The sequence below is a fragment of the Frankia sp. BMG5.60 genome (assembly GCF_059428125.1).
The window spans coordinates 1,688,317-1,713,131 of sequence record NZ_CM182091.1 but is presented as its reverse complement, the minus strand read 5'-3'; the positions used below and the strand labels follow the sequence as shown (position 1 = coordinate 1,713,131).

General features: G+C 73.8%; 14 protein-coding genes. 7 read left to right on the top strand and 7 right to left on the bottom strand.

What is annotated here, in order from left to right; translation table 11 throughout:
• Positions 1–22 precede the first annotated feature (22 nt).
• Genes drmA through AC5R91_RS06840 form a run of 5 tightly spaced genes read left to right on the top strand, consistent with a single transcriptional unit; the run spans position 23 to position 10,645 of the window.
• On the top strand, positions 23–4,033 hold the full coding sequence (drmA, locus tag AC5R91_RS06860; protein WP_495396297.1) for a DISARM system helicase DrmA: 4,011 nt from the start codon (positions 23–25) through the stop codon (positions 4,031–4,033).
• Positions 4,033–5,958, top strand: a complete 1,926-nt coding sequence (gene drmB / locus AC5R91_RS06855; RefSeq protein WP_495396296.1) for a DrmB family protein — start codon at positions 4,033–4,035, stop codon at positions 5,956–5,958. Before drmA ends, drmB begins: the two co-directional genes overlap by 1 nt.
• Positions 5,955–6,881, top strand: a complete 927-nt coding sequence (gene drmC, locus AC5R91_RS06850; RefSeq protein ID WP_495396295.1) for a DISARM system phospholipase D-like protein DrmC — start codon at positions 5,955–5,957, stop codon at positions 6,879–6,881. The genes drmB and drmC overlap by 4 nt, the downstream gene beginning before the upstream one ends.
• A gap of 7 nt (positions 6,882–6,888) precedes the next feature.
• Complete coding sequence (locus AC5R91_RS06845; protein WP_495396294.1) at positions 6,889–8,997, top strand: N-6 DNA methylase; 2,109 nt, start codon at positions 6,889–6,891, stop codon at positions 8,995–8,997.
• Positions 8,998–9,034: 37 nt separating this feature from the next.
• Positions 9,035–10,645 carry a serine/threonine-protein kinase gene (locus AC5R91_RS06840; protein ID WP_495396293.1) on the top strand — a complete coding sequence of 537 codons (1,611 nt, stop codon included), beginning with the start codon at positions 9,035–9,037 and terminating at the stop codon, positions 10,643–10,645.
• Between the two features lie 57 nt (positions 10,646–10,702).
• Here the strand turns inward: AC5R91_RS06840 and AC5R91_RS06835 are convergent, their stop codons facing one another.
• The 3 genes from AC5R91_RS06835 to AC5R91_RS06825 are packed head-to-tail and all read right to left on the bottom strand — an operon-like array spanning position 10,703 to position 13,411.
• Positions 10,703–11,260 carry a TetR/AcrR family transcriptional regulator gene (locus AC5R91_RS06835; RefSeq protein ID WP_495396292.1) on the bottom strand — a complete coding sequence of 186 codons (558 nt, stop codon included), beginning with the start codon at positions 11,258–11,260 and terminating at the stop codon, positions 10,703–10,705.
• 16 nt (positions 11,261–11,276) lie between these two features.
• On the bottom strand, positions 11,277–13,109 hold the full coding sequence (locus AC5R91_RS06830) for a KR domain-containing protein (protein ID WP_495397907.1): 1,833 nt from the start codon (positions 13,107–13,109) through the stop codon (positions 11,277–11,279).
• A 5-nt stretch (positions 13,110–13,114) separates the two neighbouring features.
• Positions 13,115–13,411, bottom strand: a complete 297-nt coding sequence (locus AC5R91_RS06825) for an SDR family NAD(P)-dependent oxidoreductase (RefSeq protein WP_495396290.1) — start codon at positions 13,409–13,411, stop codon at positions 13,115–13,117.
• A gap of 65 nt (positions 13,412–13,476) precedes the next feature.
• Here AC5R91_RS06825 and AC5R91_RS06820 point away from each other — a divergent pair, with 65 nt between their 5' ends.
• The gene (locus AC5R91_RS06820; protein ID WP_495396289.1) at positions 13,477–15,414 is read left to right on the top strand and encodes an Hsp70 family protein; all 1,938 of its coding nucleotides are present in this window, start codon (positions 13,477–13,479) and stop codon (positions 15,412–15,414) included.
• Positions 15,411–17,525 carry an Hsp70 family protein gene (locus AC5R91_RS06815; protein WP_495397906.1) on the top strand — a complete coding sequence of 705 codons (2,115 nt, stop codon included), beginning with the start codon at positions 15,411–15,413 and terminating at the stop codon, positions 17,523–17,525. Before AC5R91_RS06820 ends, AC5R91_RS06815 begins: the two co-directional genes overlap by 4 nt.
• Before the next feature lie 633 nt (positions 17,526–18,158).
• Here AC5R91_RS06815 and AC5R91_RS06810 read toward each other — a convergent pair.
• Genes AC5R91_RS06810 through AC5R91_RS06795 form a run of 4 tightly spaced genes read right to left on the bottom strand, consistent with a single transcriptional unit; the run spans position 18,159 to position 24,665 of the window.
• Positions 18,159–19,946: a serine/threonine-protein kinase gene (locus AC5R91_RS06810; protein ID WP_495396288.1), complete on the bottom strand. Its 1,788-nt coding sequence runs from the start codon at positions 19,944–19,946 to the stop codon at positions 18,159–18,161.
• The gene (locus AC5R91_RS06805) at positions 19,943–22,321 is read right to left on the bottom strand and encodes a transglutaminase TgpA family protein (RefSeq protein ID WP_495396287.1); all 2,379 of its coding nucleotides are present in this window, start codon (positions 22,319–22,321) and stop codon (positions 19,943–19,945) included. The genes AC5R91_RS06810 and AC5R91_RS06805 overlap by 4 nt, the downstream gene beginning before the upstream one ends.
• Positions 22,318–23,682 (bottom strand): DUF58 domain-containing protein, encoded by a 1,365-nt coding sequence (locus AC5R91_RS06800; protein WP_495396285.1) that lies wholly within the window; start codon positions 23,680–23,682, stop codon positions 22,318–22,320. Before AC5R91_RS06800 ends, AC5R91_RS06805 begins: the two co-directional genes overlap by 4 nt.
• 5 nt (positions 23,683–23,687) lie before the next feature.
• Positions 23,688–24,665 carry an AAA family ATPase gene (locus AC5R91_RS06795; RefSeq protein ID WP_495396284.1) on the bottom strand — a complete coding sequence of 326 codons (978 nt, stop codon included), beginning with the start codon at positions 24,663–24,665 and terminating at the stop codon, positions 23,688–23,690.
• Positions 24,666–24,815: the final 150 nt, after the last annotated feature.

Genomic DNA, 24,815 nt, shown 5'->3' with positions numbered 1-24,815 from the left:
GCCCGAAGGGGGAGATCGTGCCGTGGTGACGCTGGATGGTCAGGGCGGGCTGTTCCCCGCGCCGCAACGCCCGCCGGCCCCGCCCGCCGCGCCGGGGCCGGCCGGTGCGGCTGGCGCCGACAGCCGCACGTCCGCGCAGATCCTCGACACCCCGCAGGACTTCACCCCGGCGAGTTCCTACGAGGTTCGCGACGCGTTCGCCGAGCTCGTCCGCCGCGATCTCCTCGGCCCCTGGGACGGCGAGCACGAACAGTTCCATCCAAGGGCGATGGGTCCGCGGGAGCGCTACCTCGTCGGAATGCTCGGCCCGAAGCCGGCCCCGCGCGGCGCCCGGGAGGCCGCCGCCGGGGATCTCGTCGCTGACACGGAGACGGCCGTGCAGGGCGACGGGGACGGTGAACTGCCGGAGATCACCACGGCGCAGAACCGCGGACGCATCTGGGCGTCGTCGATGGGGCTGGCCTTCGCCGTCCCGGCCGGCACCGCCGGGGCCGATCCGGTCGACGTCGTGACCGTCACCGCTTCCTGGGGGCGCTACACCAGGCAGGAGATCGAGGAGGAGGAGGGCCGCAAGCGCAGCGCGTGGGCGCGTGAGCCGGTGGTCTTCCCGAATCGGGAGATCCGGCTCGACGACCATCTCGGCGCAGGCTCCCGACGGGTGGCACTCGTCGGCGACCAGGAGACGGGGATCTTCCTCGCCGTCGCGGTGCGTGATCGCGGCGACCGGCGGGTCGTCGAGCTGACGCTGATCAACGGCCAGCCCGAGCCGCCGTCATACGCGGACACGGCATGGCTGTTCCAGCCGAAGCTCTCGGTGACCGCCCTCGACGGCGAGCGGGCGGTCTTCCTGCCCATCGACGACCCGACCGACGAGGCCGCCGGTCAGCCGGGTGACAGTGGCATCGACGCGATCGCCTTCGCTGCTGATCATGCGGACCACGAGGACCTGCACCTGCAGCTCCTCTACCGGGGCGAGCGTCGTTACTCGACCGGCCGCAACGTCGCCGTGCACCCGTGGGTCCGGCCCGGTGAGAGCTGCGCCCACCGCCTGGAGACCACCTGGCTGCCCACCTACGACGTGCCGACGACGAGCGCCCCCGCGGGGCCGGGCACGGCGCTGGCCGAGGCCGAGCTGTCCATGGACACCCTCGCCACCGCAGAGCCTGCCGTCCTGCGGCGCGGGCTGATTCCGCTCGCCGAGTGCTACGCCGCCTGGCTCGACGACCGGGATGCCGAGGTGCCGGCCCTGCCGGCCCGGCTGCGACCGGCGGCGCGTACGGCAATCGCCGACGCCCGCCGGGCCGCGGGCCGCATCCGCGCCGGCATCGACCTGCTGACCGAGCCGGACCGGCCTGGCCACCGCCACGCCCTCGCCGCGTTCCGGTTCGCCAACCGGGCGATGGCCGCCCAGCGGCGGCACTCGGCAATCGCCCGGCTGCGCGACGAGCACGACCTCGACTACGCCACCGCCGAGGCGCAGGTGACCGCGCGCGGAGCGCAGGCCGCCTCCTGGCGGCCGTTCCAGCTCGGATTCGTCCTGCTCAACCTGCCCGCGCTGACCGACCCCGCGCACCCCGAACGGGCTGCGGACGCCACCGCCGTCGTCGACCTGCTGTTCTTTCCCACCGGTGGCGGCAAGACCGAGGCCTACCTGGGGCTGACCGCCTATACCTTCGCGATCCGCCGCCTGCAGGGCACCATCGGCACCGGCGTCGCCGCCCGCTCCGGTGAAGCCGGAGTGAGCGTGCTCATGCGGTACACGCTGCGACTGCTCACCGCCCAGCAGTTCCAACGGGCCGCTACCCTGGTCTGCGCCGCCGAGGTGCTGCGCCGTGACGACCCGGCCACCTGGGGTTCGACCCCGTTCCGCATCGGCCTGTGGGTCGGCGGAGGAGTGTCGCCGAACCGGTTCGACGACGCGCGCGAACAGATCGACGGAGCCCGGGAGGCCGGCGACGGCAAACGGGCCAACGTCCTGCAGACGCTGCGCTGCCCGTGGTGCGGCACCACCCTCGGCGCGCACCGGGACATGCACGTCGACGCCGATGTCCGCCGGGTCCTGCTGTACTGCCCGAGCGGCGAAGGCGCCGATGCCTGCCCGTTCTCCCGGCGGATGGCGCCCGGCGAGGGCCTGCCCGTCCTCACCGTCGACGAGGAGATCTACCGCTACGCGCCGAGCCTCGTCATCGCCACCGTCGACAAGCTCGCCCAGCTTCCCTGGCGGGGCGAGGCCGGGATCCTGTTCGGCCGGGTCCGGGAACGCTGCCCCCGGCACGGCTACCGTCACGACGATCTTGACGCCCGGATCGGCTGCGGCGCCCGCCACCACAGCCGGGGAGCACTGGCCGCGGTCACCAGCGAACCGGTGGCGCGGCTCCGCCCGCCCGACCTGATCATCCAGGACGAGCTGCATCTGATCTCCGGTGCGCTCGGCACCACCGTCGGCCTGTTCGAAAGCGCCGTCGACGAATTGTGCACCTGGCCGGTGCCCACCCCCGACGGCGGCACCCTCACCGGTCCGAAGATCGTCGCGTCGACGGCGACCACCAAGCGGGCCCGCGACCAGGTACTCGGCGTGTTCGGCCGCGACCTCGCCATCTTCCCGCCGCAGGTGACAGACGTGGCCGACACGTTCTTCTCCAGGCAGGTCCCGATCACCCCCGAGACCCCCGGCCGGCGCTACCTCGGCGTCTGCGCCCACGGCAACCGGATGAAATCGGCCGAGATCCGGCTCGCCGAGATCCTCCTGCTCGCCGGCCAGACCCTGTTCGACCAGCACGGCGCCCCCGCCGAGCCCTACCTGACGCTCGTCGGCTACTTCAATGCCACCCGCGAACTCGCCGGCATGCGCCGCTACCTCGACGACGACGTCACCACCCGGGTACGCACCCACGGCCGGCGCAAAGGGCTGTCCAACCGCATCGTCACCGCCGCTGGCATGCTCTCGATCTCCGAACTGACCTCCCGGGTGTCGTCCGCGGACATCAGCGAGGTACTCGGCCGGCTGGAGATCCCGTTCGACCCCGACCTCGACACCTCCATCCGGCGCCGGGCCATCACCGAGAACATCAGCGAATCGTTTCGCGCGGAGGCGTCCCGCAGCGGCCAGCGGCGCCCCGCCCACCCCCTCGCCGACCGCTTCACGGCCCGCATGCGCCACGACCGGGCGCCCGTGGACGTCGTGCTCGCCACATCGATGCTGCAGGTCGGCGTCGACGTCTCCCGATTCGGGCTGATGGCCGTCGTCGGCCAGCCGAAGAACACCGCCGAGTACATCCAGGCGTCCTCCCGGGTCGGCCGCGATCTTGCTCGCCCCGGCCTCGTCGTCACCCTCTACAACTGGGCCCGGCCGCGGGACCTGGCCCACTACGAGGATTTCGAGCACTACCACGCCACCTTCTACCGCCAGGTCGAGGCGCTGTCGGTGACCCCGTTCACCCGGCGTTCCCTCGACCGCACCACCACCGGCACGTTCGTCGCCGCCGTCCGCCACGCCGAGGACACCAACACCCGCAACATCGACGCCCACCAGGTCGACCTCGCCGGGCCGGCGATCAGCGGGCTTATCCAACGGCTGCTGGCCCGAGCCGAAGCCGTCGCCGGCCCCCGCGGCCGGGAATACCTGGAAGAACGAATCCGGGAGCTGGTCGAGCGCTGGGAGCTGACGAAGACCGGCCCGTCGCGGATCGGCTACCGCTCCGCCGGGGGGCGTCAGCGGGTCGCCGGGCTGCTCGAACCCGCCGGGCACGGCCCCTGGGACGTCCTCACCGTCGCCCAGTCGATGCGGGAGACCGAGCACGAGATCAACCTGTTGGTCCCCGCCGCCGCGCAGCTTTTCGCTCCCGCCTACGGCGAGCCGCCCTGGACCTTCGGCGCCGCTGCGAACGGCGACGACGATGGCGGCGGACCTGGCGGGACGGACAGGCCCGACGACGAGATCGCTCCGGTCGGCGACGAGCTCGGGGAGACCGCACTCGTCCCGGTCCGCCCGACCCGATCGACCGGCACCGCTCGGCCGAGGAGGGCGCGCTGATGGTCACGGCGCACAACCGGCGGGTCGGTGCCGTCCGTCCCAGCCACCTCATGTTCACCAGCGGTGTCGGTGCGCTCGTCGACCTGCCGAACTTCTCCGCACTGATCCGCGGCCTCGACGACTGGGACTACCGCAACATCCCCGAATACCAGCCGATCATCGAGCCTCGTCTGCTCGCGGCCGTGCGCAGGCTCTACGACCGCGGCGTCACCGAGCTGCGCCCCGCCCCCTGGGCGGAGACCGACGGCGACGACCGCACCGGCCAGGGCGCCCGCATCGGCGTGCCCACCGTGCCGTTCCCGAACTGGCTGCGCTGCACCGCCTGCAACGAACTCGACCTGATCGCCTCGGGAATCTTCGCATTCGAGAACCCGTGGCCGAATCAGCCGCATCTCGCCCGCTTCTTCCACGGCGACTGTTCGCGCAAGCGGAGCGGCCGGCGTCCCCTCGCCGTCGCCGCCCGCTTCGTGCTCGCCTGCACCGCCGGGCATCTCGACGACTTCCCCTACCGGCTGTTCGTTCACCGCGGCGGCCAATGTGACCAGGCGAGCCATCCACGGCTGCGGATGGACGACCGCGGCGGCAACATCGGCGCCAACGTCGAGATCCGTTGCGTCAACTGCGACGCTCGGCGCAACATCCGGGAGGCCATGGGCCGGCGCGGCGCCGAGAACCTGCCGCGCTGTCGCGGACGGCATCCGCATCTGTCGACCTTCGCCGACGACGGCTGCCCGCAGGAATCCCGCCTGCTCGTCGTCGGCGCCTCCAACCAGTGGTTCGCGCAGACGCTGTCCGTGCTGTCCGTGCCCCGTACCGGCGCGAGCGAACTGGCCGCCAAAATCGAGCAGAACTGGGAGTTCTTCAACACGGTCGAGAACGTCATGCTTCTGGAGTTCGCCCGCTTGGCGCCGATCCCGATGATGCGCCAGGTGGAGAGGTGGTCCACCGACGAGGTCTGGGCGGCGATCGAGCGGCACCGGGCCGCGGTCGAGGCCGCCGCCCCGGACGGCGACGCGGACGACGAACGGGCCTACCCCGACCTGCGGACCCCCGAGTGGGAGATCTTCTCCGCCTCCACTCTGCCTGATCCCACCGACGACTTCACCCTGCGTCGCGACCCCGCCGGGGTACCGGCGGCGCTCGCCGGCTGCTACGCCGACGTCGTTCAGGCCGAGCGGCTGCGCGAGGTACGGGCGTTGACCGGCTTCACCCGCCTGGACGCGCCCGACCCCGACGATCCCGACCTCGTCATCCGGGCGCCGCTGGCCCGCGGCAGCGCCACCTGGGTGCCCGCCAGCGAGGTCCGCGGCGAAGGAATCTTTCTCCGGGTGCCCGAGCAGGTACTCGGTCCGTGGGCGGCGCGGGTCGCAGGCAGCGTCGAGATGCGGGAACACCGCGACGCCTACGGTCGCTTCCGGCTGAACCGTTACTCCGACCGGATCCCCGGCGACTTCGACCCCATGCACGGCTGGCCCGGAGAACGATTCCTCGCCCTGCACACCTTGTCCCACCTGCTGATCCGGACCATCGCCCTGGAATGCGGCTACAGCTCGGCCAGCCTGAGCGAACGCATCTACGCGGGAACCGCCGACGATCCGCGCGGTGGCATCCTCATCTACACCGCGGTTCCCGACGCCGAAGGCACCCTCGGCGGGCTGGTGTCGCTCGCCGAGCCCGACCAGCTCCTCCGGCTCACCCGCCGGGCCCTCGCCGACGCCCAACACTGCTCCTCTGACCCGCTGTGCGCCGAACGGCTGCCGACGGCCCCCGCCGACTTCCTGCACGGCGCGGCCTGCCACGTGTGCCTGTTCGTCTCCGAGACGACATGCGAACGGGGTAACCGGTTCCTCGACCGCCGGTTCGTCGTCCCCCTCGGGGACAGCGCGCAGCACCGCGCCCTCGCCCTGTTCGGCGAGCTGCCGTGACGACCCCCACCGGCCCCGGTTCGGTCGGCGACCCCGGTTCGGCCAGCGTCGAACCGGACGGTGGGGAGGCCGGTGGAGCGGGCGGGCTGCCACCGGATGACTTCGCCGGAGATGACTTCGCCGCAGCCGTCGCCACCGCCGTCGCCGAGCTCGGACCGCAGCGACTGCGCGATGTCGCCGCTCGGATCGCGCTGGTGGCATCCCCGACCGCTTCGACCACATCGGACGGCCCGACGAGCCCGGACTGGGAGTACGCCGTCCTCGCCGCCGTGCCCGGTGGTGCGCGCCGTGCCGCGGTCCGACAACTGCTCACCGCGCGCCGTGGGCAGGGGATCGCGCCGGCCGAAGCCGCCGCCTACCTGCGCGGAGTGGCCGACGGTTATCTGGGGCAGGCGCTGGCGACCCGTGTCGAGTCGGTGTGGAGCGGCCCGGGCAGCCACGACGTGCCGGTACGGGCGACCGCCCGGGTACTGGTCGACCTCGTCGCCGAGGCCACCGCCGAGCTGCTGCTGATGACCTACTCCGCCCGGCCCTACCCACCGCTGCTCAGCGCGCTCGCCGCCGCGCTCGGCCGGGGCGTCACGGTCAGCGTGGTCGTGGAAACCCTGCAGGGCGCCGGTGGGGCGCTGAACGGCCCTGAGCCCGCGGTCGCCTTCGCCGACCTGCGCGACGTCGACCTCTGGCACTGGCCCACCCGGCGCCGCGCGCACCCGTCGGCCCGGATGCACGCCAAGATCGCGGTCGCCGACCGGCGCGCCCTGCTGGTGTCGAGCGCGAACCTCACCTCGTCCGGAGTAGAAGAGAACATCGAGGCGGGTCTGCTCGTCCGGGGCGGTACGCCGCCGCGCCGCGCTGCCGAGCACATCACCGCGCTGATGACGAGCGGAATCCTCACCCGTCTCCGACCAGGCGTTCCCGGGTGAGGTGAATATGCCGTCGAAAGACAGCGCGAACGGGGCCGTCGCCGCCACGGTGACCGCCAGTGACATCGCGCGCCTCGCCGCCGTCGGCCGGGCCGCGGTCAGTAACTGGAGGCACCGGTTCGCCGACTTCCCCAGGCCGGTCGGCGGGACATCGAGCCGTCCCCTGTTCGCGTTGACCGAGGTCGAGAACTGGTTCGCCCGGCATGATCGGCCATTCCAGATCGAGCCCGCCGACCGGGTCTGGCAGCGGATCCGCGGCGCCGTCGACGACCCGCGCCTTGGCGAGCTGATCGGCCGGCTCGGCGGGTTCCTCGTCTACCACCAGCGTGATCCCGCTGAGGCGGTCAGGCTGCTCGGCGGCGGCGAGGACGCGTCGGTGGCCGCGTCCGTGGAAGCGGCGATCGGCCAGGCTGTGCCGGAGCTGCCCGACGTCGCCAGCAGCGCGTGGGATCCGGCCTGGGTGCCGATCGCCCGCGTCGCCGCGCAGGCGGTCGGTAGCCACGGGCACGCGGATCTTTTCGACGCGGTGCGCGCCCGTTTCCACGAGGTCCACTCCCGGTGGTCGGCGGCGCTACCGGCAGCCGCGGCGGAGCTGATGGTGACCCTCGCCGGCCTGCGCGGGCCCACAGCGGCACGGGCCCGCGTCCTCAACCCGGCCTGTGGGATCGGCCGGTCCCTGGAGGCGGCCCGGTCCGCCGGGGTCGGCGAGTTGCTTGGGCAGGACGTCGACCCGACGGTGGCTCGGGTGAGCGCGGCCGGGCTGCTACTTCGCGGCGAGCAGGCGCGGATCGTCGTCGGCGACTCGCTGCGGGCCGACGCCTTCGCGGGTGAACGGGTCGACGCCGTGCTGTGCCGGCCGCCTTTCGGGCAACGTACCTGGGGTTACGACGAGCTGCTCGGATCGCCCTGGTGGCGATATGGCCTTCCGCCCCGCGGTGAACCCGAACTCGCCTGGGTCCAGTACTGCCTGGCGCACGCGGGCGTGGGAGCCTCCGTGCTGGTCGTCATGCCCGCCGCCGCCGCGTCGCGCCGCGCGGGGCGCCGGCTCAGGGCGAACCTGCTGCGAGCCCGGGCGCTGCGGGCGGTGGTGGGGCTGCCGCCGGCGCTGTTTCCGGTTGGGTCGGCCCCCGACCTGTGGATCCTGCAGCAGCCGGATGAGCGGGCGAGCGAGGTCGACGTCCTTCTCGGTACGGCCGACGGTGATCTCGGCGTGGTGGAAGCGGCATGGCGTTCCTTCACCGCGGATCGGGCCGACGCGGCCGACAGCGATCCCGAGCTGCCTCCCGGGTTTCGGCGCATGCCCGTCGCCGACCTGCTCGACGAGGAAGTCGATCTCAGCCCCCACCGTCACGTTCGGACGGCGCCTGCCCCGTCCACCGGCGAGTGTTTTCCGACCGCCCGCGAGGGCCTGCTCGCCGCGGTGACCGCGCTGGTCGCCGCGGTGCCTGACCTGACTGCCGTCGGCAGGTCCGCCCAGAACGGATCACCGGACGGTGGCCCGGCCGGTACCGCGGACCTCCCGTTGGGTGAGCTGGCGCGGGCCGGGGCCGTGCGCATCGTCGTGGCGCCTGCGCAGGTGCAGAGGGGCGGCGAGTTGCGGCTGCTCACAGCCGACGACGTGCGGCTCGCCCGGTCCTCGTCCGGACGGGCCGGGCCGCAGGCCAATCAGGTGGTGCTGCGGCCCGGAGACGTCGTCGGGGTGGCGACATCGGCTGGGATCACCGCCCGGGTCATCGAGGCCGAGGACGTCGGGGCGGTGCTTGGGCCACGGGTGGTACTCCTCCGGGTCGACCCTGAGCGGCTTGATCCGTTCTTCCTGGCCGGGAGCCTGCGGGCCGCCGGCGGTTACCGAACCGGATTCGGTGCCGAGGCGGGCGCCGCAGCTCAGCCCGCCGGTCCGACCGGCGGGTCGTCGGCGCGAACCGAGCTACGTCGGCTGCGAGTTCCGGTGCTCCCCATGGCCATACAGCGCACCCGCGGCGCGGAGTACCGCCGCCTTGCGGCAATCGAACGTTCGCTGCGCGGTGTGCTGGACTTCGGCGCCGAAGTCGCGCGCCTGGGCTATCTCGGCGTTGCCGACGGCAGCCTACGAGGCGGCGACGCAGGTTCTCGATGATGAGGCGGCTGGCGGAGGCGTGCATGGCGGTGTCGCGGTGACCGGGCGTCGGCTGATCGGCGGGCGTTACGAGCTGGAGGATCTTCCCCTCGCCAGAGGCGGCATGGGTGAGGTCTGGCTCGGCCGTGACATCACCCTCGACCGGGAGGTGGCGGTCAAGTTCGTCCGCCATCTTGACGGGCCGGACGACCAGGAGCTGGTCCGCCGGTTCTTCCGAGAGTCCCGCATCACCGCGCGGCTCGTGCATCCCGGCGTGCCCGCGGTGTACGACGCGGGAACCGATGGGCAGCGGCCCTACCTGGTGATGCAGCGGGTGCACGGGGTGAGCGTGACCGACGTGATCGCCGAGCATGGTCCACTACCGATCGGCTGGGCGGCCGCGGTCGCCGCGCAGGTCGCCTCCGTGCTCACCGTCGCGCACCGGGCGTCGCTCATCCACCGCGACCTCAAGCCGGCGAATTTGATGCTCGAACCGGACGGCACGGTGAAGGTGCTCGACTTCGGGCTTGCCGTCGCGCTCGACCGCACCGACCTGCCCAGGATCACCGCGACCGGCGCGCATCTGGGCAGCCCCGCCTACATGGCCCCCGAGCAGGTGCTCGCCAGCGCGAGCACACCCGCCACCGACATCTATGCGTTGGGCGCCACCCTGTTCGAGATGCTCACGGGCCAGCGTCTGTTCGCCGGGGCGTCGTCCTACACGGTGATGCAGCGGCAGGTCGAGCAGATCCCGGCCCGGGTGCGGTCCTTGCGCGCCGACGCGCCGGCCGCTCTCGACGGTCTTGTCGCCGCGATGTTGCGCAAGGCACCGGAGGAACGCCCGGCCGGTGCAGAGCAGGTGTACACGGCGCTGATCGGATGCGTACCCACACTCGGGCCGATCCCGGGCGTCGTCGACGATGCGCCGCACAACCCGGTCCGCATGTACGCGGCCGTCACGGCCCGGGTACAGCCACGAGACTGCCCGGCCGCGTCGCCGCCCGAGCCCCGAGCCGCGGTCGGCGCGCGGACCTCGGGCGCACTCTCGTCCGGGTCGCGGGCTCAGTCGCCGTCGGCCTCGGACGGGACCGGCCCGGCCGGCGTGGTCGACCGTGCCGATCTGCGTCGGGTCCGTGACGAGGCCCGGGCCCTGGCCCGTGCATCCCGGCACAGCCAGGCCGCCGGCCTGCTCATCGCGGCGGTGCGCCAAGCGGGCGGGGAAGCAGGTTCCGACAGCGCGGACGTGTTGGCCATGCGCGTCGAGCTTGCAGAAATCCTGTTCGAAGGCGGCGACTTCCACCGTGCCGTGGACGCCTTCCACACCCTCGTCGGCGATCTGACCCGCCGGGACGGTCCGGGCGACGAGCGGGTCCTGCGATGCCGGCTCAGGGAGGCGACCTGCCTCGCATTGCTCGGTGCGATCGGCCGCGCTCTCGATCAGTTGAACGACCTGCTCGCGGACGAGGTGAGACTGTTCGGGGTTGAGGATCTGCGTGTCTTCGAGCTGCGCCGCCAGATCGGCGTGCTGCAGCTCGGCGCGGGTGATCGGACGGCGGCCGTCGGGACGCTGGCCGAGTTGGCTTCCGACCTGGTCCGGGCCTTCGGCCCGCAGCATCCGATGGTGCCCGCGGTGCGGGATCTGCTCGCCCGGGCCGGGGACGCTCCATGATGGTCCAGGGCCGGCCGATCTGCAATCGGCTGCGCGCTCTGGGGCGCTCGCATTGTCTCAGCCCTGGTCGAGGGCCTGCTCGAGCAGCGCGAGGACCGTGTCGGTGTCCGCGCGGGCGAGTGTTGCGAGGACCCCGGTGTGGCGGGCGAGGACGACGCCGATGAGAGCGGCGGTGAGCAGTTTGGCCCGCAGGTGCGCGTCGGCGGCGTGCTCCCGGGCCAGGCGGGCCGCGAGGGGGGCGACGATGCGACGGCGGAGTTCGGCGGCGGCGGCCTGTTGTGCCGTCTGGTCGTCGTAGGGCTTGAGCGCGGCCAGGAAGATCGGCCCCGGACCGCTCCGGTCGGTGCGCCGGATCAGGGCGGCGAGCCGGTCGGGCTCGAGGAAGTCGGTGGGGGTCTCCCCGGCGTCCTCCGCCTGCAGCACGGCGATGTAGAGCTGGGCCTTCCCGCCGAAGTAGCGGGCGATCATGGTGGGGTCGACGCCGGCGAGCTGGCCGATGTCGCGGGCGGTGGTCTTGTCGAACCCGCGCTCGGCGAACAGGTGCGCGGCGGCGGCGAGCAGGCGGTCTTTACTGGCGGCGGCGTCGCGGCGGCGCGGCGCGGTCGTGTTCTTCACCGTGGACGACTCATTATCAGCCGAGCACCGGCTTCAGCCAGTCGTTGACGGCCCGCGCCGTCCCCGCGGCGAACTCCTCCATCAGGGTGTAATGATCGCCCGGCACGTCCACGGTCGTGGAGCAGCCGGCCAGGTTCGTCCGCCAGTCCTCCCCGGCCGACACCGGCCCCACCGGCTCGGACGCGCGAACCAGCATGGTCGGCACCGGCAGCGGTGCTGCATCCCAGTCCTCGAACAGCTTCCACAGCCAGGCCCAGGCCGACAGCCGGACGTGGTCGATCGGCACGACGCCCTCCGCTCGTTCGAACATCGTCGTCAGGATCGCGCGGCGGAATTCGGCGGGCAGTGCGCGCGGCGCGTACGTGTCGAGCAGGACGACCGCGGCCGGCGGTCTTCCCAGCTCCGCCAGCCGCCGGGCCGTGGCATGGGCCACCACGCCCCCCGAGGACCAGCCGGCCAGCACGAGCGGGCCGGGACCGGCGTGCTCGGCCACCGTCGCGGCTGTCCAACCGATCCAGCCGGCGAAGTCGGCGGGAAGGTCCTCCGCCGCGGCGAAGCCCGGGGCCGACAGCGCCGACGCACCCAGCTCGGGGGGCAGGGCCGAGACGAAGGCTGACAGCAGATGCGCTCCGGTCACCGGCAACGTCGGGTTGCAGAAGACGATCCGCGCGCCGTCGTCCGCACCCGCCGCCAGCCGCACCGGCCGGGGTGCCGGTCCCGCCGCCGCCGGATCCGTGAACATCCGCCGTAGCCGCGCCACATTCCGCAACAGCTCCATGCCCGGCTCGACGTTCCCCGCGTCGAACGCGCGCCGGACCAATTCGCTCACCACGTCCACCCCGCCGTCCGCGGTCGGAGCCGGCCCGGCGACCGGCTTCGGCCGTGGCTTCGGCGCGGAAGGGGATGTCTTCGGACCCGGGTCGGCAGCCGGGTCGGCAGCCGGGTCGGCAGCCGAGTCGACACCCGGGTCAGCGTCCGGGTCGGCGTCCGCGAGCGCACGATCAAGGTACTCGGCGAGCGCGGCCGGGGTCGGGTGGTCGAAGACCACCGTCGGCGGCAGGCGCAGGCCCGTCTCGGCGTTGATCCGGTTTCGCAGCTCCACCGCGGTCAGCGATTCCAACCCCAGCTCCCGTAGCGCCTTCTCGGGCTCGATCGCCTCCGGGGAGTCATGTCCGAGCACGACCGCGGCCTGGTCGCGTACCAGGCTCAGCAGCAGCACACCGCGGGTGGCCGCGTCGAGCCCGGCCAGCCGGTTCCCCGACCCCGTCAACCCGCCGGAGCGGCTCGACCCGGTCGGCCTCGCCGACCCGCTCGCCCCCGGGCCGGCCGCCGAGCGGCGCGGGGTGGATCCGCTACGGGTGAGACTGCGCAGCACAGGCGGGATCTCCGGTTGCCCGCGCAGTGCCCGCACGTCGACCGGGGCCGGCACCAGCACGGCCTCGGCGGTTCGCACCGCCGCGTCGAACAGGGCCAGCCCGCGCTCGTCCGACATCGCCGGCATCCCGTGGCGGGCCATGCGGGCGAGATCGACCGCGCCCAGCCCGCCGGTCATCGCGCTCGACCGCTCCCACAGACCCCACGCCAGCGACTGCCCGACCAGTCCGACCGCCCCGCGGTGTTCGGCCAGCGCGTCGAGGAAGGTGTTCGCGGCCGCGTAGTTCGCCTGGCCGGCCCCGCCGAGCACCCCGGCCGCCGAGGAGAACACGACGAACGCGGCCAGATCCAGATCCCGCGTCAGCTCGTGCAGATGCCAGCCGGCATCCACCTTCGGACGCATCACCCGATCCACCCGGTCCGGCGTCAGCGCCTCGACGACGCCGTCGTCGAGCAACCCGGCCAGGTGGAACACCGCGGTCAACGGATGCTCGGGGGAACCGAGGCCAGCACGCCCGCCAGCGCGTCCCGATCCGCGACGTCGCACGCCACCACCCGGACGTCCGCGCCCAGCGCGGTGAGTTCCGCGACGGCGTCCGGTGCGCCGCCCCGACGACTTACCAGCAGCAGCCGGCGCACCCCTCGCCGGGTGACGAGGTGGCGGGCCAGCAGCGTGCCCAGGGCGCCGGTGCCCCCGGTGATCAGCACGGTCCCGTCGGGGCTCAGGGCGGGCGGCGTTGTCAGGACGAGCTTGCCGACATGGCGGCCCTGACTCATGAACCGGAGCGCCTCCCGCGCCCGGCGCACATCCCAGGTCCGCACGGGCGACAGGCGCACGTCCGGTGGCGGGTCTGGCACTGGCGGAGCGTTCCGGCGCGGAGGCGCCGATCCTGCGCGCGCTGCGCGAGCACGCCGCCGAACTGCATGTCGGCGCGGGCCGGTACGCCGAGGCACTGCCGCTGTTCCGGGCGGCCGACCGCCCGCACCGGCTCAGCGTCTGTCTGGAGGCGCTCGGCCGGGCCGCGGAGGCGCTGGACTCGTGCCCGTCGAACGATCCGGCGCGCATCGCGCGGCTGGTCGACCTGGCGTTGCCGGATGTTGACGCCGCCGTGCGTCGAGCGGCCTACACCGAGGCCGCAGGCAGGCTCCGGGAGCTGCTTGGCCACCTCGACCGTGCGGCCAGGCCCGGCGACGGTGCCGGGGTGAACGCGGCGGACCCGGCGATCAGCCAGGTCAGGCTGGACGCACAACGGGAGGATGCGGCCGCGAGGTTGACCGCCGTGCAGGTCACCGGTCGCCGCCACTTCGCCGACCGGCTGGGGACGGCTGCCACGGCGGGAGAGCGGGCTACCGTGAACGCGGCCCTGAGTCAGTTCGAGGAAGCCCACGGTGACTGGCCGAGCGCCGCACTGGCCGCGGAGAAGGCCGGCGATCCCTACCGAGCGCACCTGCTGTACCGGCGGGCGGAGCAGTTCGGGCAGGCCGACCGGGTGTTGCGTGATGACACATCTCCTGGCGGGCTCGTCGCCCGCGCGACCTCCGCGCAAGCAGGTGGGGACACCCTCGCGGCGGCTCGCCTGTACGAACAGGCCGGCCGGCACGAACAGGCCGCCGAGCTGTTCGCGGCCGCCGGCGAACTCGCCACCGCGGCGTCAGCGCTGCTGCGCGCCCACGGTGACTCCGCCCTGACCGACCCCCGGCTGGGGGACTTTCTGCGCCGCGCCGGTGACGCTGACCAGCTCGTCCGACTCTGCCTGCGCGTCCTTGAGCCATCGGCGTCGGGCTCGCTGGGCGCGGGGGTCGTGACGGTCGCCGTCGAGGAACTGCGGCGCCTGCGTGCCGACGGTCGCGTGCCGACGGCCTTGGCCGGCGAGGTCGAGGCGGCGCTGGTGGAGGTGGACGCCGCTCGACGGCGCCCGTTCGAGGATCGCGCCGCCGAGTGGGTCGCCGCCGCCCGCGCCGAGGTCGACCGGCGTTTCGCCGGCATCTGGGGATTGGATCTGGGCACGTCAACGTGCTCGGCCGCCATCTACGACACCGTGCGGGGAGCGGCGGTGTCATGCCCGGGGGGCGGTGAGGCCCAGTTCGCCGCGACCCTCAGCCTCGACGCCGACGGGAACGAGGTAGTCGGGCTCTCCGGCGAGGAGACCCTCACCGACCGCCTGCTCGGCCACATGAGCGGCGCGAAGCGGCGGATGGGCACATCGACCGTCTACCGCGTCCGGGACCGGACGTACCGTCCGGAGGAGATCGCCGCCCGGCTGATCCGCCATGCTCGCGGACTGGTCGAGGACCACCTCGCCGCCCAGGTCCGGGAGCGGGCCGGCGAGCTCGCGCGGGCGGAGCTGGGGGTCGTCCCGGACGACTGGCTGATCTGGCTGGAGGCCAACCACGACCTGCGGCTGGAGCGGGGCCGGGCGGTGCTGACCATCCCGGCGTACTTCCAGAACAACCAGAAGCATGCCACGCGGGATGCCTGCGCGATCGCGGGTGTCGAGCCGGTCCGGCTGCTGCACGAGCCGACCGCGGCGTGCATGAGCGAGGCCCGGCAGCGCCGCCTCGCGGGCCAGGTCGTCGTGGTCGACCTGGGCGCCGGCACCCTCGACGTGAGCGTGCTCGACGTCGACGACGACATGTACGAGGTGCAGGGGGTGACCGGTGACACCGCGTACGGCGGTCGCGACTTCGACGACGCGATCCGGGGGGCACTCGGCAGCCGTCTCGAACAGCGGGGCATGCGGGCGCCGGCGGCAGGCCGGGCAGGGCAGGGCAGCGGCTGACGGTCGCGGCCGAGCATCTGAAGATCAGCCTGTCCTCCCGGCGACAGGCCGACTATGCGCTTGTCGGCTTCGATCGCGGTGCGGACGTGTTCCTGGAACTGGACCGGGACGAGCTGGCAGAGATTCTCGCCGGGTCGCTGCGCGTGCTGCGCGAGGTCTGCGCCCGGGTTCGCTCGGAGCTGGCCGAACGTCCGCGGCACCTGGTCCTGGTCGGCGGGCCGATGCTGTCTCCCGTCGTACGCGCAGTGGTGGAGGAGGTGTTCGACGCACACCAGACGATGGTCGCCGACCCGCGAACGGCGGTCTCCGGGGGTGCCGCGATCCTCGCCGCCGTTCTCGACGGCCGGCTGCGGGAGCGGGTCCTGCTCGACGTGACACCGCTGCCGCTGGGTATCCGCGCGTTCGAGGAGGACGACCGCGAGACCTTCTCGGTCCTGGTGGAGGCCGGTACCCACATCCCGGTCGAACGCAGGGGCGTCTACAGCACGCACTCCGACGACCAGACCATGATCAGGGTGGAGATCTTCAACGGGAGTCTGGAGGCCACCGCGAAGATCGGCCAGTTCCTGCTGGACGGCCTTCGGCCGGCGCCGCGCGGGGAGACCCGTATCGAGGTGACGTTCGCCCTCGACGCGAGCTGCGTACTGGAGGTCACGGCCCGGGATGTGGCGACTGGCCGGTCGGAGACGGTGCGGGTGGACGACACCACCCTGCTGCCACCGGCCGAACGCGAGGCCATGGCCCGGCGCTTCGCCCGTCAGCGCGAGCGGGAGCAGGCGGCGGCCGAGCGCGATGAGCTGCGGGAACGACTGCAGGCACTGACCGTGGAGGCCCGCTCCGACGACGGCGACGAGCTGTTGCGCTCCTTCGAAGACCTGCTGGCGGGTTTCCGGCCCCCGGCGGCCCCGATCGAGGCGGCCACCCAGGACATGCTCGCCGAGATGTTCAATCCGGCGGTGCGGGCGGACGCGGCGGCGGATCTGCGGCTGGCTGGCCAGGTGCTGCGGGACGTGGCGAGGTCGGCAACCGAGTATCTCGCCCGCGGCACGAGCACACCCGCGGGCGAGGGTACGGACGGCCCCGGCGACGAGGAGGGACGTCATCTCGCTGCCGAGCTCGAACGGACGCTCGCCCGCCGGCGTGACCTGCTCAGGTGGGTGCGCCGGCGGATCGCGCTGCTGGAGAGCCTGGCCGCCCGTGACCCAGATCCGCTTGGCCTGTTCCGGATTCGTTTCGGCGCCGGGGACCACCTGGGAGCGCTGCGCGCGCTCGGTGCCGAGCTCCCTGAGGACCCGCGCGATCTGCGCCGCCTGCTGCGCTGTCTGGCCGAGGTCGGTGACGCGGACCGCTACCGGCGGACCCTGCTGGTCGCCGCCGACCTGCTCGCCGTCCCCCTGCTCGACCCGTCCAACCCGGGGGCGTTCACGGCCCGGATTGCGCCCGCGCTCGTGTCGGTGACCACGACCTGGCCCGACGGACGCCGGCGGATCGGGCGGGGGTTCCTGGTCGCCGACCGGCTGGTGGCGACCAACCGGCACTGGCTGATGGATCCGACCGACGACCGGCGGCGCGCCGCGCCGGCCGACCTGGTCAAGGTCGGGCACGAGCTCTGGGGCACCCGGGCGGTGGGCCAGGTTCACGCGCCGGCCGCAAGCGGCACCGACCTCGTCCTGCTGGTCCTGCGGGAACCGGCCCCCGCGCGTGGGCTGGGACTGGGTCATCTCCGTCTGCTGCGGCTCGGCGACCGGGTCTGGACAACCGGCGCGTCCTCGTTGTCGCTCCCGCGGCCCGGTGCGCCCGTGCCGGAGTCCCCGTCCGGCGCGGAGGGGCCCGGTCCGCTCCGGGATGGCACCGTGGAGAAGTTCGAACACTTCCCCGACGAGGACCTGTATCTCGTCCAGACCGGGATCACCCTGCCGGCGGCGGCCAGCGGTGGCCCGCTGTTCAACGATGCCGGCGAGGTCGTCGCAGTCCTCACCATCCCGGAGCGCCCTGGCACCGGTGCCGGGCCGGCACCAGCCCAGCCCGGGGTGTTCGCGCTCTCAGCCGAGGCCCTTGTCCCCCTTCTCGCTGCCGCCGGCACCGACCCGATCGAGCAGGTAGCGGGGTGAACCGCTGGCCTGGCTGCCGCACCTCCCCAGGGCGCAACAGTCCCCGGCGATGAGGCGGTGCCGGCCCGCGGACGGCTGCCGGCCGGCGCACAACCCCGACCTGACCCGACCCCGACCCGACCCCGACCGGCGATCAAGGTGTTCCGCGGAACCGACCCCACCCCTCGACCCGGCCGCATCCCACCTCCAGTCGACGATCAAGGTGTTCCGCGGAACCGGGACCGGGCGGGATCCGCTCCAGTCCGATCCGGTGAATGAGAGATCAGTAGTTCCGGCGACGGCTCCGTGCTGGTGTGGGACGTCAGTGATCCGAGCCGCCCGGCATCGCTCCAGCGACTGCGTCACCGCCGTCTGGTGCTCGCGGGACACACACTGCGGTTGGCGGGAGCGTGACGACGTGAGACGTGAGACGTGAGACGTGAGACGTGCAGAAGTTGCCGACTCATCCCGCGTCCGCGAGCAGGGCGCCCCGGTGTCCGCCGGGATGATTCCTGGAGAAATCGTCACGAGTGGCGGGTTGGGCTGTCGGTGGTGGCGGGCAGCGGTTTCGTGCGGGGCCAGCGGTGCAGGATCTGGTCGTGCAGCGCCGCGGTGAGGTGGTGGAGTGCGGGGAGGTCGGCCAGAAGGTATAAGTCAGGATGCGGGGGGCGTCGCGTTCCGGATGCAGGTGTATCCGGACCAGGCGATGGTCGGTTTCGCGGGTGCGCCCTCGGCTTGATAGACGCCGAGGACCTGGCCGATCTGGTAGCAGTAGGGCTGCGTGGGGTCTATCTGGTCGGAGTACACCGTCTGGCCCTCGCTCAACGGCGTCAGCCTGCCCTCGTCCCCAGAGCTTCGGCGTTGCAGCAGCAGGCTGGTGGACGGCGAGCCGTTCTGCCAGGTCAGCACGGCGACCGCGCCATGGTCGGCGACCTGTAGCCGGTGCGGCCGCGCTGCCGCGACCGTGCTTGGCGGGACCGTGCTTGGCGGGACCGTCGAGGTGGCTGTTGTTGCGACGCCCGCGGTCGGTTGATCATTCCGACTGGCGAGGATGGCTGCCACCAGGATCACGAGGAGCACACCCAACACGACGGCGGGCACGACGAGCAGGAAAGGCACCCGCCGGATCGGCCGGCCGACCCTCGGCTCCTCGATCCCCGGCTCCTCGGTCCCCGGCTCCTCGGTCCCCGGCTCCGCGGCCCCTCGCTCCGCGGTCCCCGGCTTCGTGGTCCCCGGCTCCGTAGTCCCGGGCTCTGCGATCCCGGGCTCTGCGATCCCGGGCTCTGCGATCCCGGGCTCTTCGGGCCCCGGCTCCGCGGGCTTCGGCTGGGCCGGCCGGCGGCCGGTCACGAGCAGATCCTCGTGCTGCCCGGCGCCGGCAACGTCAAATCTCCCGACCGCCACCTGCCGGGCTACCGGTTCGACGGCCATCGGCCCCGCCGGCGCGCCGCGTGGGACGGCCGCGGGCGCATCGCTGGGTGACGAGGTCGCGGCGTCGGCGTACGCGGCTCCCACGGCGTCGTGACCCGCGAGACCGGGCCCGACACCGGTGAACGCCGACGGCGGGGCCGGCTCGCCGAGGGGGCTGGGTGGCGTGTGGCGGACGGTCAAGCCCAGCACCGCGTTCAGTCGGCGCAGCTCGGCCGCCGCCTCCGCGGCGCTGCCCGGCCGGCGGGACGGATCCCGGGACATCAGCGCGTGCAGCGCCCGTTCCACCTCGTCCGGGACGTCGGCCCGTTGCAGGGGGCGGATCTCGTCGTGGAGGATGCGCAGGATCATCGCCGGTGTGGAGTCACCGGGTAGCCAGCCGAACGGCGGGGTCCCGGACAGCAGGGTGTAGATCGTCGCGCCCAGGCCATACAGGTCGGCGGAGATGGTGGCGGGGGCGCCCTGGAGGACCTCAGGCGCGGAGTAGGCCACGGTGAAGGCGCCGTCGGTGCCCGACCTGTCGGTGCCGAGTCCCAGGGTGGCGATGCCGAAGTCGCTCAGCACCGGATCCCCGCGATCGGAGAGCATGATGTTGCCCGGCTTCACATCCCGGTGCAGGATCCGCAGGCTGTGCGCGGCGTGCAGGGCGTCGGCGATCTGCGCCGCGACGCGGAGGGTTTCCGCCACCCCGAGCGGGCCGTCTCGCCGCAGCCGGTCGGTCATGGAGCCGGCCGGGAGGTACTGCATCGCGATGAACGGACGGCGATCGCGGGTGGAGCCCACCTCGAACACTGTGATGATGTTCGGATGGCCGGTGAGGCGCCCGGTCGCCCGGCATTCCCGGGCGAAGCGACGGGCCGCCGCGGCGTCGAGCAGGTCCGCGTTGATGACCTTGACGGCGACGGTGCGGTCCAGCTTGTCCTGGTAGGCGCTGTAGACGATGCTGAAGCCGCCCTGCGCGATCGGCCGTAGCGAGCGGTAGCCGGCGATGATCGGCCCCTCGTGCTCGTTCACCGGGGCTCGATCCGGCGGGCCGAGCCGAAGACCGCGGCGGGCGCGAGGCGTCGGCGGGCCCGGCGGCGGCGCGGGGTGACGCGGCGCAGTTCGGCGCGCATCGTCGCGTTGTGCTGCCAGGCCGTCTCGGCCTCCCGTCCGGTCACGGCGCTCGGTGCGCCGGGGATGTCCGGCCCGTGCAGAGCCGCGGTGGCCAGGCGGGCAAGATCGGCCAGCGGCGCCCGTCCGCCCGGTCCTACCAGGGCTGACCCGTGGTCGACGACGGCCGTCGGGGTCGCTGAGGGCGGCACCGGCGCGCCGGCCCGGTCCAGCGACTCGAGCGTGTCCAGCCAGGCGCCGATCACCCGTTCCCGGTCGCCGTCCGCCGCCCGCCGTCGTCGCCGGCGGCGGGTCGGGGCGGACATCGCGAGGACGAGGTATGCCACCCCGACGGCCACCATCGCGCCGGCCGCGGCCAGCCCGGCGAGGGCACCGACGGGGGTCGGGGACGACCGCGACCCGGCCGGCGCGGCCTCGACCACGGACTGCGGTGGCACGGCAGCGGCCTCGGTGACCTGCTGGGCCCGACCGGCCGGTTCCCCCTGGGCCGAGGTGGCGACCGACCCGCCATGCGGGCCCGCTGCCGCCGGCGTCGGGTAGAACGGCACCCATCCGGCCCCGGCGAAGTCGATCTCCGGCCACACCAGCACATCCCCGGCCCGAACAACCCCCGCCCGACCATTCTCAGCCTGACCATTCTCAGCCTGACCATTCTCAGCCCGATCAGTCCCAGCCCGATCAGTTCCGACCGGGGCCGCGTCGGGCGTGGGGCGGCGGGCGGAGTGGAAGCCGACCACCACCCGGCTGGGCAGGCCCAGGACCCGGGCGAGGACGGCGAACGCCGTGGCGAACTGCTCCGAGGTGCCGGTGTGGCTGCGGTCGAGGAAGTAGGCGAGATGACCGTAGGCGTGGCCGGACGGGGCGTCCGGATCATAGGTGAACCGGGTGCGCAGGAACTGTTCCAACCGGTAGGCCCGCTGGAACGGGGTGCCTCCGGCCGCCGCCACCTCCCGCGCCGCCGCGGCGATCGGCGCCGGCAGCCCCGGCGGGAGGGCCCGGGCCGCGTCCGACGAGGTGCCGCCCGCGATCCGCAGCGCCGCGAGCTGCTGCGGGCTCAGGTCGCGCGGCACGGCGGACGTCACGCTGTACGTGCGCCCGGGGGCCAGCGGCCTGCTCGAGATCAGGCTGCCGCCGGCGGTGTCGACGGCGAGATCGGCGCCGGTGAGTTCGACCGGCCGGTCGACGTGCGGCAGGAAGATGCCCGGCAGGGTGCCGATGGTGATGTCCTGGCTGATCCGGTTCGCGGCCGGCGGTGCGGCCGGCGCTGGTGGCACCCGACCACCGGCGGGGGTGTACCGCGCCGACGGTGTCCACTGCTGTCCGTCGAACCGGTCGAGTACCGCCAGCCGGATGTTGCGGGAGACGGGCGGGGTGGCGGTGAACAGCGCGTCGCCCGGCGAGCGCAGCCAGGCGGAGACGAAGTCAAGCGGGCTCACCGTCGGCTGCGGGTGCGACGGGACGCTGCGGTGCGCGCGGAGGTCGTACGGTCCGGCGCTCGGGCCGAGCAGCGCCGGACCGGCCGCGAGCGCCACGGCGGCGGTCGCCGCGACCACGGCGAGGCCCAGCGCCGAGCGGCGCGCGTCCATCCGGCCGGCCGACCCGGGCCGGGCGGGACGGCCGGGGGCGCGGAAACGACCCGTAACGCCCGCCGCGGTCACCGGTGCCGCCGACGTCGGGGCCGTCGACCGGTGGCCGTCCCACGGTGCCCGCGGTTCGGCCCGCCGGCACAGGGCCAGCGCTCCGGCGGCGACCACCAGGCCGCCGGCGATGCCCAGGTCGGAGCCCGGGCCGGACACCGTCACCGTCACGGCTAGGCCGAAGGTGACCAGCGCCGGTATCGCCGGTGCCAGCACCGACCGGGTTCTGATCACCAGTTCGGCGCCGGTGAGGGCGGCCAGCCACGTCAGTGCCTGCGGGACGACCAGCAGGTCGGGGGACTTCGGCGCGGGCAGGGTCGTGTCGAGTAGCCGGGTGCTCCCGTTGACCAGACCGTCGGCGACCGCCGGGAGCACACCGCGGGCGTGCGGTGAACCGTCGCGGAACAACGTCGCGGCGACGACGGCCAGCCACAGCACGGCCGAACTCAGGACCGACACCGGCAGCGGTGGGGGCCGGCGGCCGCCGCGGGCGAGCAGCGCGGCCAGCAGCACCGGGATGACCGCGGCCGCGAGCACCGGGCGCAGGACGGCACCCAGGTCGAACCCGCGGTGGAAGGCGGCACCGGCCAGCCCCGCGAGGCAGGCGACGGCACCCAGGGTGGCTAGGCGTGCGGTCACCGGAAGCTGCCCATCGAGGACCGGCCGCCTCCCGCCGGGGCCGGCCAGAGCGCCGCGAGGCCGGCGGCGTCGCGGACGTCCAGCACCCGCAGCCGTCCGCCGCCGAGCGAGGACATGCTGCCGGTCTCACCGACCCGGACCACGATCACCCGCTCGAACCCGACCGCGACCGCCGCGGCGCTGACCGTCGCGGCGGCGTCCTCCGTGCCGCTGACCAGGGCCAGCGTGCCGATGGCGCGCCGGGAGGAGCCACGGACCGAGGCCAGGAGCGTCTGTTCCGCCGGCGGGCCGCCGCCGGAACCCGGACCGGGTGGGCCCGGGTCGACCAGCTCCACCCCGGCCAGCGCGTCCAGGGCCGCGGTCTCGTCCGCCCGGCCGCCATTGAAGGTGAGCCGCAGGCCAGCGGTGGTGCACAGCCGCACCGGGAACCGCAGCCGCGCGGACGCCAGGAGGACGGACGCGGCGGCGTCCACCGCGGCGTCGAACGCGGCGATACCCGGATCACCCGGCGGGTACGCCCGGCGCCGGGTGTCGAGCAGCACCGTCGTCGCGGGTTCCGATGGGTCGACGTACTGCCTGACCAGCAGCGTGCCGGCCCGGGCACTGGACCGCCAGTGCAGGTGGCGCGGGTCGTCGCCGGGCGCGTACTCCCGCAGCCGGTGGAAGGTCACCCCGCCCTGGGTCCCACTGTCGACCGGCAGGCCGTCGGGACGGCCGGCGCGGGTGGACGGCAACGGCGCCAGCGGCTGGACCACCGGGTACACGTGCACGACCGCCGGTCGGCCCCGCTGCTGCGATCGGGCGAACAGCCCGAGCGGGTCGCTGCTGACCAGCTCGGCCGGCCCGACCCGGAGCAACCCGCGGCGCCCGGTCGGCAATGGGACGGCGATCATGCGGCGCGCCCCGGGCGGCAGCGACCGGACCTCGGCCTCGGCGGCCTCCGGCCTCCGGGCACCGGCGCCACCGGCCCGGCCCGCGGGCTCCGTCGCGGGTCCGGGACCCGTCCGGTACGGCAGGCGCAGCCGCACCGGGCCGACCACCGTCCGGGAGCCGACGTTGTGAACCGTGACGCCGGCGATCGCCGGTTCGCCGCGCCCGACCCGCACCGGCGTCACCTCGATCTCCACGGTGAACCGGGGCTGGCGCGCGACCAGCGCGGCGGCGCACAGCAACGCCACCGCGCCGCCGACGGAGAGCACCGCCAACTCCGGGAAGCGCAGCACCCCGGCGGCCGTACCCGTGACGACGACGCCGGCGAGAACCCCGAGGCCGGTCGGGGTGACCGTCCCGCGTACGCGGCGCAGCCAGCTCAGGGCGGCCGCGGGTCGGGCTGCCCGGCGCGCCTCGGGTGCAGCGGCCATGCCGGTCAGACTCCGGCGAGCGTCCGGGGCACGGGCACGGCGGCCAGGGCCTCGGCGACCGCCTGTTCGCCGGTGTAGCCCCGAAGCTCGGCGTCCGGGGTGACCAGCAGCCGGTGCGCGAGGACGGGGGCCGCGAGTCGCTGCACGTCCTCCGGGATCACGAACGCCCGGCCGGCCGCGGCGGCCTGCACCTGCGCCGCCCGCAGCAGCGCGATGCTGCCCCGGGGGCTGGCCCCCAGCCGCAGGCCGGGTAGCGACCGGGTGGCGGTCACCAGATCGACGACGTAGCCGCTGACGTTGTCCGCGACGTGCACCCGCGCCGCCAGCGCGACCAGGGCGAGGACGTCGTCGGTGGTGAGGACCGGCTGGAGGTCCTCGACCCGCAGCCCGGACCGGCGGTCGCGCAGGATCGCGAGCTCGGCGGCGCGGTCGGGGTAGCCGACCCGCACCCGCATGAGGAAGCGGTCGAGCTGCGCCTCCGGCAACGGGTACGTGCCGTCCATGTCGACCGGGTTCTGGGTGGCGACGACGAAGAACGGCCGGGGCACCCAGTGGCTCACCGCATCGACGGTGACCCGGTTCTCCTCCATCACCTCCAGCAGCGCCGACTGCGTCTTCGGGGACGCCCGGTTCACCTCGTCCGCGACCACCACGTGGGCGAACACCGGGCCCTCGCGGAAGGTGAACGCACCGGAGCCCTGGTGGTAGACGGTCACCCCGGTGATGTCGGACGGCAACAGGTCCGGGGTGAACTGGACCCGGTGGCAGCTCGCCTCGACGGAGGCGGCCAGCGCCCTGGCCAGGGACGTCTTACCGAGCCCGGGGACGTCCTCCAGCAGCAGATGGCCGCCGCAGAGCAGGCAGGTCAGGGCCTGGGAGACGGCCTCGATCTTGCCGCGTATCACCAGCCCCACGTTGTCCACCACGGCCTGGAACGCCGCGGCGAAGTCCCCCCAGCCGGCGTCGTCCTGGCGTTCTGGCACGATCCCCCCTCGCGGGCGTCACGGCGGCTGCACGATCCGTGTCTTCATTGCCACGCTTCGTCCCAGACTAGCCGGCCGGAGGTGGCGGCGACGGGAGGTTCGCTGGTGCTGGGCCCTCCCACGGCTGTCGGATGCGCGTCAGGCCGCGTG

Excerpts from the sequence above, each read along its gene's own strand:
- AC5R91_RS06825 (WP_495396290.1), bottom strand. The coding sequence starts at position 13,411 with ATGAGTCAGGGCCGCCATGTCGGCAAGCTCGTCCTGACAACGCCGCCC.
- AC5R91_RS06845 (WP_495396294.1), top strand. The coding sequence starts at position 6,889 with ATGCCGTCGAAAGACAGCGCGAACGGGGCCGTCGCCGCCACGGTGACC.
- drmB (WP_495396296.1), top strand. The coding sequence starts at position 4,033 with ATGGTCACGGCGCACAACCGGCGGGTCGGTGCCGTCCGTCCCAGCCAC.
- AC5R91_RS06800 (WP_495396285.1), bottom strand. The coding sequence starts at position 23,682 with ATGGCCGCTGCACCCGAGGCGCGCCGGGCAGCCCGACCCGCGGCCGCC.